This is a genomic window from Streptococcus sp. FSL W8-0197, assembly GCF_037963785.1.
GTDB lineage: Bacteria > Bacillota > Bacilli > Lactobacillales > Streptococcaceae > Streptococcus > Streptococcus oralis_CQ.
The window spans coordinates 676,383-691,041 of the sequence record NZ_CP150168.1; the positions used below are offsets into that span (position 1 = coordinate 676,383).

Sequence of the window (14,659 nt, forward strand, 5' to 3'; positions counted from 1 at the left end):
TTGGTATTGCTTTGGGACTCAGTCTCGTCTTTGGCATTTGTTTTATCATACTATTTATTGCATACAATATTCTTTACCACCGAGTAAACAAAAATTTTAAGGCGGTGAATCATGATTAGTCAAATGTTAATGATTTTTACCTTGCTTACAATTTGGATTTCTCTAGCATGGGGCTTGGTAATTCTCTTTTCGGCAGTACACTTTTGGTTTAAACACAGTGATTTTCGTGTAGACACTTCGCCGCTACCTTATTATCCTAAGGTCACCATTGTTGTTCCTGCACATAATGAGGATGTAGTTATTGCGCAGACGGCAAAAGCTATCTTGGATATGAACTATCCTCACGACCGTGTGGAGTTGCTCTTATTTGCGGATAACTGTTCGGATAACACCTATGCAGAATGTTTGTCTGTACAAGCCATGCCTGAATATGCAGGAAGAAATCTAACCATTATCGACCGTACTGGTACGGGAGGAAAAGCGGGCGTTCTAAATGATGCTTTGGAGATGGCAACAGGTGAATACATCTGTGTCTATGATGCAGATGCCATGCCTGAAAAAAATGCTCTTTATTTCCTTGTGAAAGAAGTGATGAAGGATCCAGAACGTCATGTGGCATCTTTCGGCCGCAACAAGACTCGAAATGCCAATCAAAATTTCTTGACTCGTTGTATCAACCAAGAGATCGTTGTTACTCAGCGCGTGCACCACGTTGGGATGTGGCATCTCTTTAAAATTGGGCGTATCCCAGGAACCAACTTTATCATTCAAACCGACTTTGTAAAGAGCATCGGTGGTTGGAAAAATGGTGCCTTAACCGAGGATACCGATATTTCCTTCAAAATCATGCAGAGTGGTAAATTAATTGCCCTTGCCTATAATTCAGAGGCTTTCCAACAAGAACCTGAGACCTTAAAGAGTTACTATATGCAGCGTAAACGTTGGGCGAAAGGAAATTATGAAGTTGTTCTCTCGAACTTTAAGCATTTATTTGGCAGAGCAAACTGGCGCGTTAAACTAGAAGTCTTTAACTATTCTTGTGTTTTCTTTTGGTTTAACTTTGCCATTGTCCTATCGGATTTGATTTTCCTAGCGAATGTGCTAGCAATCTGCCTTAATCTTTTCTTCCCAGATGTCAGAGTTCCATTTGCTTTTGATGCGGATAATATCTACATCGCCCAGCTCATGCTCTTCAACTGGATTCTCATGATTGGTCTTTATCTGATGCAAATTATGACAGCATTAGCAAGTCAGTTTGGACAAGCGACGACTAAACAAATCTGGTTGGCCTTGGCAGCCTATTTCTCTTATGCACAGATGTTTATCGTTGTATCCGTTGATTCCATTTCTTCAATCGTGCTGGATAAAGTACTCCGACGAAAAGAAACCAAGTGGGTTAAAACTAAACGATTTGCAGGATAGGAGGTTCTATGAAAACGAATAAATTAAAATATGTCTGGTTTGTGCTCATCCTTTCTATCTTTTGTTTAGCCTTGTTTTTAGTGAGAGGAAGGACTAAAATCGAGATGCGTAATCGAATTTACAGCCAATGGAGCCAACAGTTCCTTGTTACAAAAGGCGATCAGTCTTATGTTCGTACGACGAATGATTCTGAGGAAACAACAGTTTTATCAGAAGCCCAGAGTTACGGCATGCTCATAACGGTTTTAGCAGCCCAAAAAGGGCAAGCAACACAAGCAGATTTTGAGAGTCTTTATCGCTATTATCAAAATCATCGTATTGAGGGAACGCAGTTGATGTCTTGGAAGCAAGTGATCACAAATGATAGCGAAACGGTTGAGAAGCAGAACGCAACTGATGGGGATCTCTACATCGCTTATTCTTTGATTGAAGCTGCCAAGCAGTGGCCTGATAAAGCACAGGAATACCAAGCGCAAGCTAAAAAAATCTTAGAAGATATTCTTCGATACAATTATAATGAAGAGACAGGTGTCCTAACAGTAGGGAACTGGGCAAACAAGGATTCCGATTATTATTACTTGATGCGGACGTCTGATACTCTTCCTCACTATTTCCAATCTTTCTATGACCTGACTGGAAATAAACAGTGGTTAGATGTTAAGGATAAGATGCTTGGGCAATTGGAGCAAATCAGTTCTCATTCTGATACGGGTCTCTTGCCAGACTTTATCTGGGCTGAGAAGTCAGGGGCACGCCTTGTTGATGCCAATACTATCGAATCTCAATACGATGGAGCGTATTCTTATAACGCTTGCCGTTTGCCTTATCACTTGTCACAGAGCCAGGATGAAAGAAGCCAAAAACTCGTTCAAAAGATGATGGATTTCTTTATGAAAGAGCAACGCATTTATGCTGGATATGACTTGAATGGATCTGCCCTCAATCAATACCAGGCAGGTAGTTTCTTGGCACCGATTACCTATGCATCTGACAAGGGAGAAGGTTATCTAAAACTTCTTCAGCAAAATAAATACATTTTCACACAAGATTTACCTTTGGACAACTACTATGATGCAACGATGATTACCATGATTGCTCTAGAGATGTTCTAGGATGAAAAGAGAGGGCTAGTTTTACTGGCTCTCTTTTTGATAGGATTTTCATCTTTTTTCAAAAAGGGAATTTCATCAGCTTTATGGTATAATGGAAGGAGTGATAAAAAAGAGGTAGAGAGATGGATGCAAAATTAAAATACAAGGCAAAGAAGATTAAAATCGTCTTTTTTGATATTGATGATACCTTGCGTACGTCAAAGAAAGGTTTTATTCCAGCTACAATTCCCACTGTCTTTAAACAGTTACGTGAAAAAGGAATTTTAACAGGAATTGCCTCTGGGCGTGGTATTTTCGGTGTCGTTCCAGAGATTCGTGAGCTCAAGCTAGACTTTTTTGTAACTCTGAATGGGGCTTATATCGAAGATAAAAAAGGCCAGGTCATTTATCAGCATCAGATTGACAAGTCAGATGTTGATGAGTATATCTCTTGGACTAAGCGAGAGGGAACTGAGTACGGCTTGGTTGGTAGTCATGACGCCAAACTCTCCACGCGAACAGAACTGATCAGTGAGGCTATTGACCCGATTTATCCGAACTTGGATGTGGATCCAGATTTTCATGAAAAAGCAGATATTTACCAGATGTGGACCTTTGAGGATAAAGGGGATGACTTGCGGTTACCAGATAGTCTCTCTGCTAAACTTCGCATGGTGCGTTGGCATGAACATTCATCTGATATCGTGCCGATTTCAGGATCCAAAGCAACTGGTGTAGCCAAGGTTGTAGAACATCTAGGCTTGAAACCAGAGAATGTTATGGTCTTTGGGGATGGGCTCAATGACTTGGAACTCTTTGATTATGCTGGAATCAGTATTGCCATGGGAGTTTCCCATGAAAAAATCAAAGAAAAAGCAGATTATATTACAAAAACAGTAGAAGAAGATGGCATTTTTGATGCCTTAGAAAGATTTGGTATGGTAGAAAAAGAATTGCATTTCCCACAAGTAGACATTGAAACAGTAGAAGGTCCGCTAGCGACCATTAAAACAAATCACGGAGACTTGCGTATCAAGCTCTTCCCTGAACATGCTCCTAAAACAGTGGCCAACTTTGTTGCTCTGTCTAAAGATGGTTACTATGATGGTGTCATTTTCCATCGTATTATCAAGGACTTTATGATCCAAGGTGGAGACCCAACTGGTACTGGTATGGGTGGCGAGTCAATCTATGGTGACTCTTTTGAAGATGAATTTTCAGAAGAACTCTACAATATCCGTGGTGCCCTTTCTATGGCCAATGCGGGTCCAAATACCAATGGTAGCCAGTTCTTTATCGTACAAAACCAACATTTGCCGTACTCTAAGAAAGAGATTGCGCGTGGTGGCTGGCCTGAACCAATCGCTGAGATCTATGCAGAACAAGGTGGAACTCCTCACCTTGACCGCCGCCATACTGTTTTCGGGCAGTTGGTAGATGCTGAATCATTTGCGATCTTGGATGCCATTGCAGCTGTTGAGACTGGCGCAATGGACAAACCAGTTGAAGATGTAGTAATTGAAACGATTGAAATTGAGGACTAGAATGAAAATTGGTGATAAGCTAACTGGGCGTATTACAGGAATTCAGCCCTATGGTGCCTTTGTCGAGTTAGAGACAGGGGTGACAGGGCTGATTCACATCTCGGAGATTCGGACGGGATTTATTGAAAATATCTATGACATTTTAAAAATTGGTGATGAAGTCCAAGTTCAGGTGGTGGATTTTGACGAATACACTGGGAAGGCTAGTCTTTCTATCCGTACTCTGGAAGAGGAAAAACATCAATTGCCAAGACGGAGACGTTTTTCAAATGATCGGATCAAGCACGGTTTTGCACCACTTGGGCGAATGATGCCTGTTTGGACGCGTGAGGCACTAGAGCATTTAAAGAAGAAGCCATAAATACGATTATTTAAATCATTTGTAATATTAACATAATCTGTTATAATGAAAGTATGAAAGAAGAACAATTATTAAAACCAGGAGAGCGAATCAATCAGCTCTTTTCGACAGATATCAAGATCATTCAAAATAGAGAGGTGTTTAGCTATTCGGTGGATAGTGTTCTTTTATCGCGCTTTCCTCGCTTCCCTAAACGGGGTTTAATTGTGGACTTTTGTGCTGGAAATGGTGCAGTGGGACTTTTTGCTAGTTCACGTACTCAGGCGCGGATAATATCTGTAGAGATTCAGGAGCGCTTGGCGGATATGGCAGAGCGTTCGGTTCAGTTGAATGGCTTGGAAGAGCAGATGCAGGTCATCTGTGATGATTTGAAAAATATGCCTGCCCACATTCAGGGAAGTAAGGTGGATATGATTTTGTGCAATCCGCCTTATTTTAAGGTGGATCCGCATTCTAATCTGAACGAGAGTGAGCACTACCTTCTGGCCAGACACGAAATTACGACTAACCTAGAAGAAATCTGCCGAAGTGCTCAGAGTATTCTCAAGTCTAATGGTCGTTTGGCCATGGTCCATCGTCCTGATCGGCTCTTGGATATCTTGGACATGCTTCAACGCCACAATTTGGCACCTAAGCGCCTGCAATTTGTCTATCCTAAACGAGAGAAGGAGGCCAATATGCTCTTAATCGAAGCTATCAAGGATGGCTCGACCAGTGGCTTTAAGGTCTTACCACCACTCATTGTTCACAATGATGATGGTTCCTATACACCAGAAATTCAAGAGATTTACTATGGATCATAAAGCCTATATGTATGTGGTGGAGTGCCGCGACGAGTCTTACTATACGGGCTATACAACGGATGTGAAGAGGCGCCTTGCCGTTCATAATAGTGGTAAGGGAGCCAAGTATACCCGAGCTCGCTTGCCAGTCAAACTCATCTATGTAGAGGGTTTTGCCAGTAAGGAAGATGCCATGTCTGCCGAAGCTCTTTTCAAGCGCAAGACACGTATGCAAAAAGAAAATTATTTCAAAGAGAATCAAAATAGAAATTTAGTCGATTCTTTTGACTTGTAATGAGGAGTCCTTTGACTCCTCTTACTTTTGTCAAAAAGCGAAAAAAATGCTACAATAAAGAGAATAAAGAAACGAGGTATTATCATGTCTAAGATTCTAGTATTTGGTCACCAAAATCCAGACTCAGATGCTATTGGTTCATCTGTAGCTTTTGCTTATCTTGCAAAAGAAGCATACGGTTTGGATACAGAAGCGGTGGCTCTTGGAACTCCAAATGAAGAAACAGCTTTCGTATTGAACTATTTTGGTGTAGAAGCACCACGCGTCATCACATCTGCTAAAGCAGAAGGTGCAGAGCAAGTCATCTTGACTGACCACAATGAATTCCAACAATCTGTATCAGATATCGCAGAAGTAGAAGTTTACGGAGTTGTGGACCACCACCGTGTGGCTAATTTTGAAACTGCAAGCCCACTCTACATGCGCTTGGAACCAGTTGGATCAGCTTCATCTATCGTTTACCGCATGTTCAAAGAACATGGTGTGGCAGTTCCTAAAGAAATCGCAGGTTTGATGCTTTCAGGTTTGATTTCAGATACCCTTCTTTTGAAATCTCCAACAACTCACCCATCTGATAAAGTCATTGCTCCAGAATTGGCAGAATTAGCAGGCGTCAACTTGGAAGAGTACGGTCTTGCTATGCTCAAGGCTGGTACTAACTTGGCTAGCAAATCTGCTGAAGAATTGATTGATATCGATGCTAAGACTTTTGAACTCAACGGAAATAAGGTTCGTGTTGCCCAAGTCAATACAGTTGATATTGCTGAAGTCTTGGAACGTCAAGCTGAAATCGAAGCAGCAATGCAAGCAGCTAATGCAGCAAACGGCTACTCAGACTTTGTCTTGATGATTACAGACATCGTCAACTCAAACTCAGAAATCCTTGCTCTTGGATCAAACATGGACAAGGTGGAAGCAGCCTTCAACTTCAAACTTGAAAACAATCACGCTTTCCTTCCAGGTGCTGTTTCACGTAAGAAACAAGTGGTGCCTCAGTTGACTGAAAGCTTTAATGCTTAAGATTTTGGGTGTTATTTCAAAATAGAAAACGGTGTTTTCTATATAGCTAAAGGGGTTTCGGCTCCTTTTTTTCTAGGAGAGAAAGATGTTAGAAAATGGTGATTTGATTTTTGTGAAGGATCTTTCAGATATGGGGCAGGCTATCCAGGCTTCTACTGGGAACTATAGTCATGTAGCCATCTTTTTGGACGGTTTCATCTACCATGCTAGTGGGAAAGCTGGTGTCATTTGTCAAGAACCGGCTGAATTTTTTGAACCAACTCATCTTTACGATCTTTATGTCTATCCAGAGCTGGAAGCTGACTTGGTAAAGGAGAGAGCTAGCAAACATTTGGGTGCACCCTATAATGCCTCTTTTTATCCAGATGGTTCTGGCTTTTATTGCTCCCAGTATATCGCTGAAATCCTCCCGATTTTTAAAACTATTCCCATGAAATTTGGGGACGGGGAGCAGGAGATCAGTGATTTTTGGAGGGAATACTACAGGAAACTCGAACTTCCAGTGCCTCTGAATCAACCAGGGACCAATCCTAGTCAACTAGCAGCATCCCCCCTTTTAGAATGTAAAGAAAGGAATCTTCATGATTCAGATTTTTAATCCATCTCGTTTGACTCGGCAGCCATTTTTTATAGATTTGGTGGACTATCTGGACCAGCATGACGATGTGATCCTCCGAGAAATCAAGGCCCAGTTTCCAGATGTGGCAGTTGATAAACTCATGGAAGAGTATATAAAGGCAGGATTGATCCGAAGGGAAAATAAACGCTATTCCCTCAATCTCCCTTTTCTAGAATCAATAGATAGTCTGGTCCTTGACCAAGAAATTTTTGTCAGAGAGGATAGTCCAGTTTATCAAGCCTTGCTGGAGAAAACTTTTGAGACGGAATTGTGCAATCAAACCAATGCTGCCATTTTAGTCGAATCTACAGATTTTGCTAGAGAAAAGATGACCCTGTCTAACTATTTCTACAAGGTCAAGAATCAATATCCTTTGACAGAAAAACAGCAGGAACTCTATGCTATTTTAGGAGATGTTAATCCTGAGTACGCCCTCAAGTATATGACGACTTTTTTACTGAAATTTCTCAAAAAGGACCAGCTCATGCAGAAACGCCGTGATATCTTTGTGGAAAGTTTAGTCGTTTTAGGCTATGTTGTGCAAAACGAAGAAGGGAAGTATGAGTTGATTGTTGATTTCGACAAGGAACGGTTGACTTTCTATTTTCCTTAATTGCTACATTTTGAGCAGATTGTTTGACTTTGCTAAAGAATAAGCATAAACTGAATGTAAGCGATAACGTTTATCGTATTAAAAGCAAAGGAGACAGAGCTATGTCACTTGAAAATAAATTGGATCAAGCAACTGGTGCTATCAAAGAAGGATTTGGTAAAGTTACTGGCGATAGCAAGACAGAAGCAGAAGGCGCTGTAGAAAAAACAGTTGCGAAAGCAAAAGAAGTAGTTGAAGATGCTAAAGGTGCTGTAGAAGGTGCCGTTGAAGGTCTTAAAAATTCATTTAAGAAAGAAGACTAAAAAAATCAAGGGAATGCTTCCCTTGATTTTTTTATAGATAACGTTCTGCGATAGCCGCATCTCCAGGATAATCTTCTTTCTTTCCTTGGACGATCTGGTAGCAATCAGCTCCCTTACCAGCAATAATCACGGCATCGAGTTCTTGATTTGTGATGGCCATAGCTGCCTTGATGGCTTGTTCACGATCGGCAATCTTTTCAACAGGATGACTGATATAGCTACTGATTTCTTCAGCAATGGCCATTGGATCCTCATAGTTTGGATCATCCGCGGTGAGAAAGACTTGAATCTCGGGATGTTGATTGAGGAGGAGGCCAAAGTCTTTGCGGCGACTTTCACCCTTGTTTCCAGTCGAACCGAGAACCAGAGAAATCTTTCCAGTTTGATGAGTTTCTACAACAGAAATCAGTTTTTTCAGACTATCACCATTGTGGGCATAGTCGATGAAGACCTTGGCTCCATTTTTCTGAGTGAGAACTTCCATACGTCCAGGAACGCGGGTTGCAGCGATCCCTTTTTTGATGTCCTCCGGACTGGATCCGAGACGGAGGCAGGCAAGTCCTGCAGCAACTGCATTTTCTTGATTGAAGTGACCGATGAGTTGGATATCATAATCACCAGCGAGTTTACCTGTAGCGGAAAAGCTAAAGGCTTTGGAGTTCTCGATTTGGTTACTTGACTGGCTACCATAGAAGTCATGTTCTTGATCTTCCACTTGTTCTTTCAATACAGAAAAGTGGTCCATGTCGCTATTAATGACAACTGCTCGGCTATTTTTCATCAAGAGACGTTTGTGATAGAAGTAGTCTTCAAAGCTAGGATGCTCAATCGGACCGATATGGTCAGGAGTGATGTTAAGAAAGACACCTACATCAAAGGTCAGGCCATAGACTCGATGAACAAGATAGGCTTGGCTAGAGACTTCCATTACAAGATGGGTTCGACCATTCTTAACAGCTTGAGCCATCATGTCGAAGAGATCGATATTTTCGGGTGTTGAGAAGGAAGATTTAAAGAAGGTCTCGCCATCCAGAGTTGTGTTCATAGTTGACAAGAGAGCTGTTGGGTAGCGTTGAGATAGGATGTGGTAAGCAAAGTACGCTGCTGTTGTCTTTCCTTTTGTCCCTGTGAAAGCGAGAATTTTGAGTTTCTCTTGTGGATTGCCATAGAATTCCATAGCAATCAAACTCATGGTTTTCTTAATGTCGTTCACGACAATAACAGGAATACCGACCTCGTAGTCCATTTCAGCTACATACCAACCTAACCCCTGCGAGATAGCTGAGAGTAGATATTCTTTTTTAAAGGCAGCACCTTTTGCAAAAAAAAGAGTGCCTTCTTTTACTTTTCTGCTGTCGTAACTGATGCTATCAAAAACAACCTCACTGTAGTTGTAGTGGTAATGTCCTTGATCAATAATCTCGCGAAAAAGGCCATCTTTCTTTAAAATATCTAATACGGTTTCAATCTTAATCATACTTTCTATTATAAACTTCAAGCCCGAATTTTACAAGTAACAAGGAAAAGTTTATAATGGAAGATAAGGAACTTTTCCTAGTTATCAAAATTGAATGAGGAAGCTATGTCTAACGAAAACAATCACCAGCAGGCCCAGATGTTGCGAGGAACTGCTTGGCTAACAGCTAGTAACTTTATTAGTCGCCTCCTTGGTGCTATCTACATTATTCCCTGGTATATCTGGATGGGGACTTATGCCGCTAAGGCCAATGGTCTCTTTACCATGGGCTACAATATTTACGCCTGGTTCTTGCTGATTTCGACAGCGGGTATCCCTGTTGCAGTCGCCAAACAAGTGGCTAAGTACAATACCATGCGAGAAGAAGAGCATAGCTTTGCCTTGATTCGGAGTTTCCTAAGCTTTATGACGGGTTTGGGATTAGTCTTTGCCTTGGTCTTGTATCTCTTTTCTCCCTGGTTAGCAGATTTGTCCGGTGTGGGGAAAGACCTGATTCCCATCATGCAGAGTTTGGCTTGGGCGGTCTTGATTTTCCCATCTATGAGTGTCATCCGGGGCTTCTTCCAAGGGATGAACAACCTGAAACCTTATGCCATGAGTCAAATCGCTGAGCAGGTGATTCGTGTTATCTGGATGTTGATGGCAACCTTCTTCATTATGAAGATGGGTTCTGGTGACTATTTATCAGCAGTCACCCAGTCAACCTTTGCGGCCTTTGTAGGGATGGTGGCAAGTTTTGCAGTTTTGATTTATTTCCTTGCCCAAGAAGGTTTGCTTAAGAGAGTCTTTGAAACGCGGGATAAGATTAATAGTAAGCGACTCTTAGTCGATACCATCAAGGAAGCCATTCCCTTTATCCTGACAGGATCAGCCATCCAGCTCTTCCAGATTTTAGACCAGATGACCTTTATCAATAGCATGAAGTGGTTTACCAACTACAGCAATGAAGACTTGGTTGTCATGTTTTCTTATTTTTCAGCCAATCCTAATAAAATTACTATGATTTTAATCTCTGTGGGGGTTTCAATTGGGAGTGTCGGTTTGCCATTGTTGACGGAAAACTATGTAAAAGGTGACTTGCAGGCAGCGGCTCGCCTAGTCCAAGATAGCCTCACCATGCTTTTCTTATTTCTACTGCCGGCAACGGTTGGAGTGGTCATGGTAGGGGAGCCTCTTTATACAGTCTTTTACGGTAAGCCAGATAGTCTGGCCATGGGCTTATTTGTCTTTGCAGTTTTGCAGTCTACTATCCTAGGCTTGTATATGGTCTTGTCTCCTATGCTTCAGGCCATGTTCCGCAACCGCAAGGCAGTTCTTTATTTTGTCTATGGTTCCATTGCTAAGATCGTCTTGCAATTGCCAACCATTGCTATTTTCCACAGCTACGGTCCCTTGATTTCAACGACTATCGGTTTGATTATTCCGAATGTCGTGATGTACCGAGACATCTGCCAGGTAACGGGTGCTCGTCGAAAGATTATATTGAAGCGAACCATTTTGATTACCATCTTGACCCTCGTCATGTTTATCCTAGTTGGCTTCTTGCAGTGGCTGCTCGGTTTTGTCTTCCAGCCAAGTGGACGTTTCTGGAGTTTCCTTTATGTGGCTCTCATCGGGGGACTTGGGGGAGGTCTTTATGGTTTGATGAGCCTACGAACTCGACTCTTAGACAAGATAATCGGCAAAGCTCAAGCAGACAGACTACGTACACGACTGAAAATCTCGTAAAAAGATTTATAAATAAAAGTAATAAATTTAACCTTTCTTTAACAGAAAGGTTTTTATTCTACATTTTTCTTAAAAAAAGAGAACTTTTTCTAAAATTAAGAGCAAAAAATATGCTTTTTTAAGTTTTTCTTCAGAAATTACTTGACTAAATAAAACCAAAGCTGTATAATAAGACAAAACTTTTAAACAGGAGGTTCTGGAAATGAAAAAGTCTAAGGCCAAGTATCTGACACTTGCAAGTGTCGTGTTAAGCGCAGGTATCTTACTGAGCGCATGTGGAAATTCAAGTAGCGCTTCTAAAACATATAACTATGTTTATTCGAGCGATCCATCTAGTTTGAACTATCTTGCAGAAAACCGTGCAACAACCAATGACATCGTGACCAATTTGGTGGATGGATTGATGGAAAATGACCAATATGGTAACTATGTTCCATCATTGGCAGAAGATTGGACTGTTTCTCAGGACGGTTTGACCTATACCTACAAATTGCGTAAGGATGCAAAATGGTATACTTATGAGGGTGAAGAATATGCCCCTGTAACGGCTCAAGACTTTGTGACAGGTTTGAAATACGCTGCTGATAAAAAATCCGAAGCCTTGTACCTGGTTCAAGACTCTGTAGCAGGTTTGGATGACTATATCAACGGGAAAACAACTGACTTTTCAACTGTCGGTGTTAAAGCAATTGACGACCAAACAGTTCAGTACACTTTGACACGTCCAGAACCTTATTGGAATTCTAAAACAACTTCAACCATTCTCTTCCCTGTCAATGCAGACTTCCTGAAATCAAAAGGGGATGATTTTGGTAAGGTAGATCCATCTAGCATTTTGTATAGTGGACCTTTCTTGATGAAATCTTTTGTTTCAAAATCTGTTATCGAATACAAGAAAAATCCAAATTACTGGGACGCTAAAAATGTCTTTGTGGATGATGTGAAATTGACTTACTATGACGGTAGTGACCAGGATGCCCTAGCTCGTAACTTCGTAGAAGGAGTCTACAGTTACGCACGTCTCTATCCAAATAGCTCAAGCTTTGAAGGAATTAAAGAGAAGAACAAGGATAACATCATCTATAGTATGCAAAATGCAACTTCTTATTACTTGAACTTCAACTTGGACAGAAAATCTTATAATTTCACGTCTAAATCCTCAGATATCGAAAAGAAATCTACCCAAGAAGCAGTTCTGAATAAAAACTTCCGTCAAGCCTTCAACTATGCTTACAACCGTACAGCCTATGGAGCTCAATCTCAAGGGGAAGATGGAGCAACGAAGATTATTCGTAACCTAGTGGTACCTCCTACGTTTGTAAGTATCAACGGAAAAGACTTTGGCGATGTTGTTTCAGAAAAGATGGTCAACTATGGCCAAGAATGGCAAGGAATCAACTTTGCAGATGCGCAAGACCCATACTACAATCCTGACAAGGCTAAAGCTAAATTTGCAGAAGCTAAGAAAGAATTGGAAGCTAAGGGTGTGCAATTCCCAATCCACTTGGATGTATCTGTGGACCAATCAGCTAAAAAAGGTGTACTTGAAGCAAGCTCTTTGAAACAATCCATCGAATCTGTTCTAGGAGCTGAGAATGTGGTTATTGATATCCAACAGTTATCAACAGATGACTACGATAATTCTAGCTACCTCGCTCAAACCGCAGCTCAAAAAGACTTTGATATCTATAATGGCGGTTGGAGTGCTGACTACTTGGATCCATCAAGTTATCTAGATATCCTAAATGTCAATAACGGTGGTATGTTGCAAAACCTTGGTCTAGAACCAGGTGAGGTCAATGACAAGGCTAAGGCAGTAGGACTTGATACCTATACTCAAATGTTGGAAGAAGCTAATAAAGAGCAAGACCCAGCAAAACGTTATGAAAAATATGCTGAAATTCAAGCTTGGCTCGTTGATAGCGCCCTTGCTATTCCAAACGTTTCTCAGGGTGGAACACCGACCTTGAGAAAGACAGTTCCATTCTCATCACCATTCTCACAAGCTGGAAATAAGGGTGTCGAATCATACAAGTACCTCAAGTTGCAAGATAAGACTGTAACGGCTGATGAGTATGAGAAAGCGAAAGAAAAATGGCTAAAAGAAAAAGAAGAATCAAATAAAAAAGCCCAAGAAGAACTGGCAAAACACGTTAAATAACCAGTCTATTCAACAGGAAAAACGATAGTTTCTCAAGGAACTATCGTTTTTATATAGTTTGAAACTATAGCTAGCTCTTGAAAACAAGAAAATAAGTTAGTGAAAATAAGTGGTACAATAGTTACTATAGATTTGGAGGTATTGTATGAGCAAAGAACTACACATCAACACAATTTTGGCCCAGGCTGGGATCAAGTCGGATAAGGCGACAGGTGCCTTGGTGACACCGCTTCATTTTTCAACCACTTATCAGCATCCAGAGTTTGGCCAGTCTACTGGATTTGACTATACCCGTACTAAAAACCCAACTCGTAGTAAGGCGGAGGAGGTTTTGGCGGCTATTGAATCAGCGGACTATGCCCTAGCAACGAGCTCAGGTATGGCTGCGATTGTACTGGCCTTTAGTGTCTTTCCAGTAGGAAGTAAAGTCTTGGCAGTGCGAGACCTTTATGGTGGTTCTTTCCGTTGGTTCAACCAAGTGGAGCAGGAAGGTCGTTTCCATTTTACCTATGCCAATACTGAAGCAGAGTTGATTACTGAGCTGGAAAATGATGTGGATGTTCTCTATATCGAAACGCCAACCAATCCCTTGATGTTGGAATTTGATATTGCCAAACTAGCCAAACTAGCTCATGCCAAGGGTGCCAAGGTAGTGGTGGACAATACCTTCTACAGTCCGATTTACCAACGTCCGATTGAAGATGGTGCGGATATCGTTCTTCATTCTGCCACCAAGTACTTAGCAGGGCACAATGATGTTTTAGCTGGGGTGGTTGTGACTAATAGTTTAGAACTATATGAACAACTGTTCTACAATCTCAATACGACTGGTGCGGTCTTGTCACCATTTGATAGTTATCAGTTGATTCGTGGTCTTAAAACTCTACCTCTTCGTATGGAGCGTTCTACAGCCAATGCCCAAGAAGTGGTTGCCTTTTTGAAGGATTCACCTGCTGTCAAGGAAGTGCTCTATACTGGACGTGGGGGTATGATTTCCTTTAAAGTAGTGGATGAAAAACGTATTCCTCATATTTTAAATAGCCTCAAGGTCTTCTCATTTGCAGAAAGTTTGGGTGGGGTAGAGAGTCTGATCACCTATCCGACGACGCAAACCCATGCGGATATTCCGGCAGAAGTGCGCCATTCCTATGGCTTAACAGATGACCTCTTGCGTTTATCCATTGGGATTGAAGATGCTAGAGATTTGATTGCGGACTTGCGCCAAGCTTTGGAAGGATAAGATA

Annotated in this window: 14 protein-coding genes; 13 read left to right on the top strand and 1 reads right to left on the bottom strand. The window is 41.4% G+C overall.

Annotation, left to right across the window (positions count from 1 at the left end; genetic code table 11):
* The first annotated feature begins 111 nt into the window (after window positions 1-111).
* The 10 genes from NYE79_RS03505 to NYE79_RS03550 all read left to right on the top strand — a co-directional run bounded on the left by NYE79_RS03505 (window position 112) and on the right by NYE79_RS03550 (window position 8,049).
* On the top strand, window positions 112-1,422 hold the full coding sequence (locus NYE79_RS03505; protein ID WP_000625492.1) for a glycosyltransferase: 1,311 nt from the start codon (window positions 112-114) through the stop codon (window positions 1,420-1,422).
* An 8-nt stretch (window positions 1,423-1,430) separates the two neighbouring features.
* Window positions 1,431-2,534 carry a glycosyl hydrolase family 8 gene (locus tag NYE79_RS03510; RefSeq protein WP_251463687.1) on the top strand — a complete coding sequence of 368 codons (1,104 nt, stop codon included), beginning with the start codon at window positions 1,431-1,433 and terminating at the stop codon, window positions 2,532-2,534.
* 122 nt (window positions 2,535-2,656) lie between these two features.
* Entirely contained in the window at window positions 2,657-4,057 is a 1,401-nt protein-coding gene (locus NYE79_RS03515) for a bifunctional Cof-type HAD-IIB family hydrolase/peptidylprolyl isomerase (protein WP_339293790.1), read from the top strand.
* Between the two features lies 1 nt (window position 4,058).
* Window positions 4,059-4,418, top strand: coding sequence for a S1 RNA-binding domain-containing protein (locus tag NYE79_RS03520; RefSeq protein WP_000689619.1), 360 nt, complete (start codon window positions 4,059-4,061; stop codon window positions 4,416-4,418).
* Between the two features lie 53 nt (window positions 4,419-4,471).
* Window positions 4,472-5,221, top strand: a complete 750-nt coding sequence (locus tag NYE79_RS03525; protein WP_125413051.1) for a tRNA1(Val) (adenine(37)-N6)-methyltransferase — start codon at window positions 4,472-4,474, stop codon at window positions 5,219-5,221.
* Entirely contained in the window at window positions 5,211-5,495 is a 285-nt protein-coding gene (locus NYE79_RS03530; RefSeq protein ID WP_125413052.1) for a GIY-YIG nuclease family protein, read from the top strand. Before NYE79_RS03525 ends, NYE79_RS03530 begins: the two co-directional genes overlap by 11 nt.
* Window positions 5,496-5,579: 84 nt before the next feature.
* Entirely contained in the window at window positions 5,580-6,515 is a 936-nt protein-coding gene (locus NYE79_RS03535) for a manganese-dependent inorganic pyrophosphatase (protein ID WP_000036035.1), read from the top strand.
* Window positions 6,516-6,600: 85 nt separating this feature from the next.
* Entirely contained in the window at window positions 6,601-7,113 is a 513-nt protein-coding gene (locus NYE79_RS03540; protein ID WP_049477472.1) for a YiiX/YebB-like N1pC/P60 family cysteine hydrolase, read from the top strand.
* Window positions 7,097-7,747 carry a DUF1803 domain-containing protein gene (locus NYE79_RS03545; RefSeq protein ID WP_049477473.1) on the top strand — a complete coding sequence of 217 codons (651 nt, stop codon included), beginning with the start codon at window positions 7,097-7,099 and terminating at the stop codon, window positions 7,745-7,747. The genes NYE79_RS03540 and NYE79_RS03545 overlap by 17 nt, the downstream gene beginning before the upstream one ends.
* 101 nt (window positions 7,748-7,848) lie before the next feature.
* Window positions 7,849-8,049 (top strand): CsbD family protein, encoded by a 201-nt coding sequence (locus NYE79_RS03550; protein WP_000051178.1) that lies wholly within the window; start codon window positions 7,849-7,851, stop codon window positions 8,047-8,049.
* Between the two features lie 31 nt (window positions 8,050-8,080).
* On the opposite strand, the gene NYE79_RS03555 is transcribed toward NYE79_RS03550, so the two are convergent.
* Window positions 8,081-9,526 carry a UDP-N-acetylmuramoyl-L-alanyl-D-glutamate--L-lysine ligase gene (locus NYE79_RS03555; protein WP_180833375.1) on the bottom strand — a complete coding sequence of 482 codons (1,446 nt, stop codon included), beginning with the start codon at window positions 9,524-9,526 and terminating at the stop codon, window positions 8,081-8,083.
* Window positions 9,527-9,631: 105 nt separating this feature from the next.
* Here NYE79_RS03555 and NYE79_RS03560 point away from each other — a divergent pair, with 105 nt between their 5' ends.
* From NYE79_RS03560 to NYE79_RS03570, 3 genes are all read left to right on the top strand, one after another.
* Window positions 9,632-11,254 (top strand): polysaccharide biosynthesis protein, encoded by a 1,623-nt coding sequence (locus NYE79_RS03560; protein ID WP_339293791.1) that lies wholly within the window; start codon window positions 9,632-9,634, stop codon window positions 11,252-11,254.
* 202 nt (window positions 11,255-11,456) lie between these two features.
* Window positions 11,457-13,415, top strand: coding sequence for a peptide ABC transporter substrate-binding protein (locus tag NYE79_RS03565; RefSeq protein ID WP_339293792.1), 1,959 nt, complete (start codon window positions 11,457-11,459; stop codon window positions 13,413-13,415).
* A 145-nt stretch (window positions 13,416-13,560) separates the two neighbouring features.
* The gene (locus tag NYE79_RS03570) at window positions 13,561-14,655 is read left to right on the top strand and encodes a cystathionine gamma-synthase (protein ID WP_070535100.1); all 1,095 of its coding nucleotides are present in this window, start codon (window positions 13,561-13,563) and stop codon (window positions 14,653-14,655) included.
* Window positions 14,656-14,659: the final 4 nt, after the last annotated feature.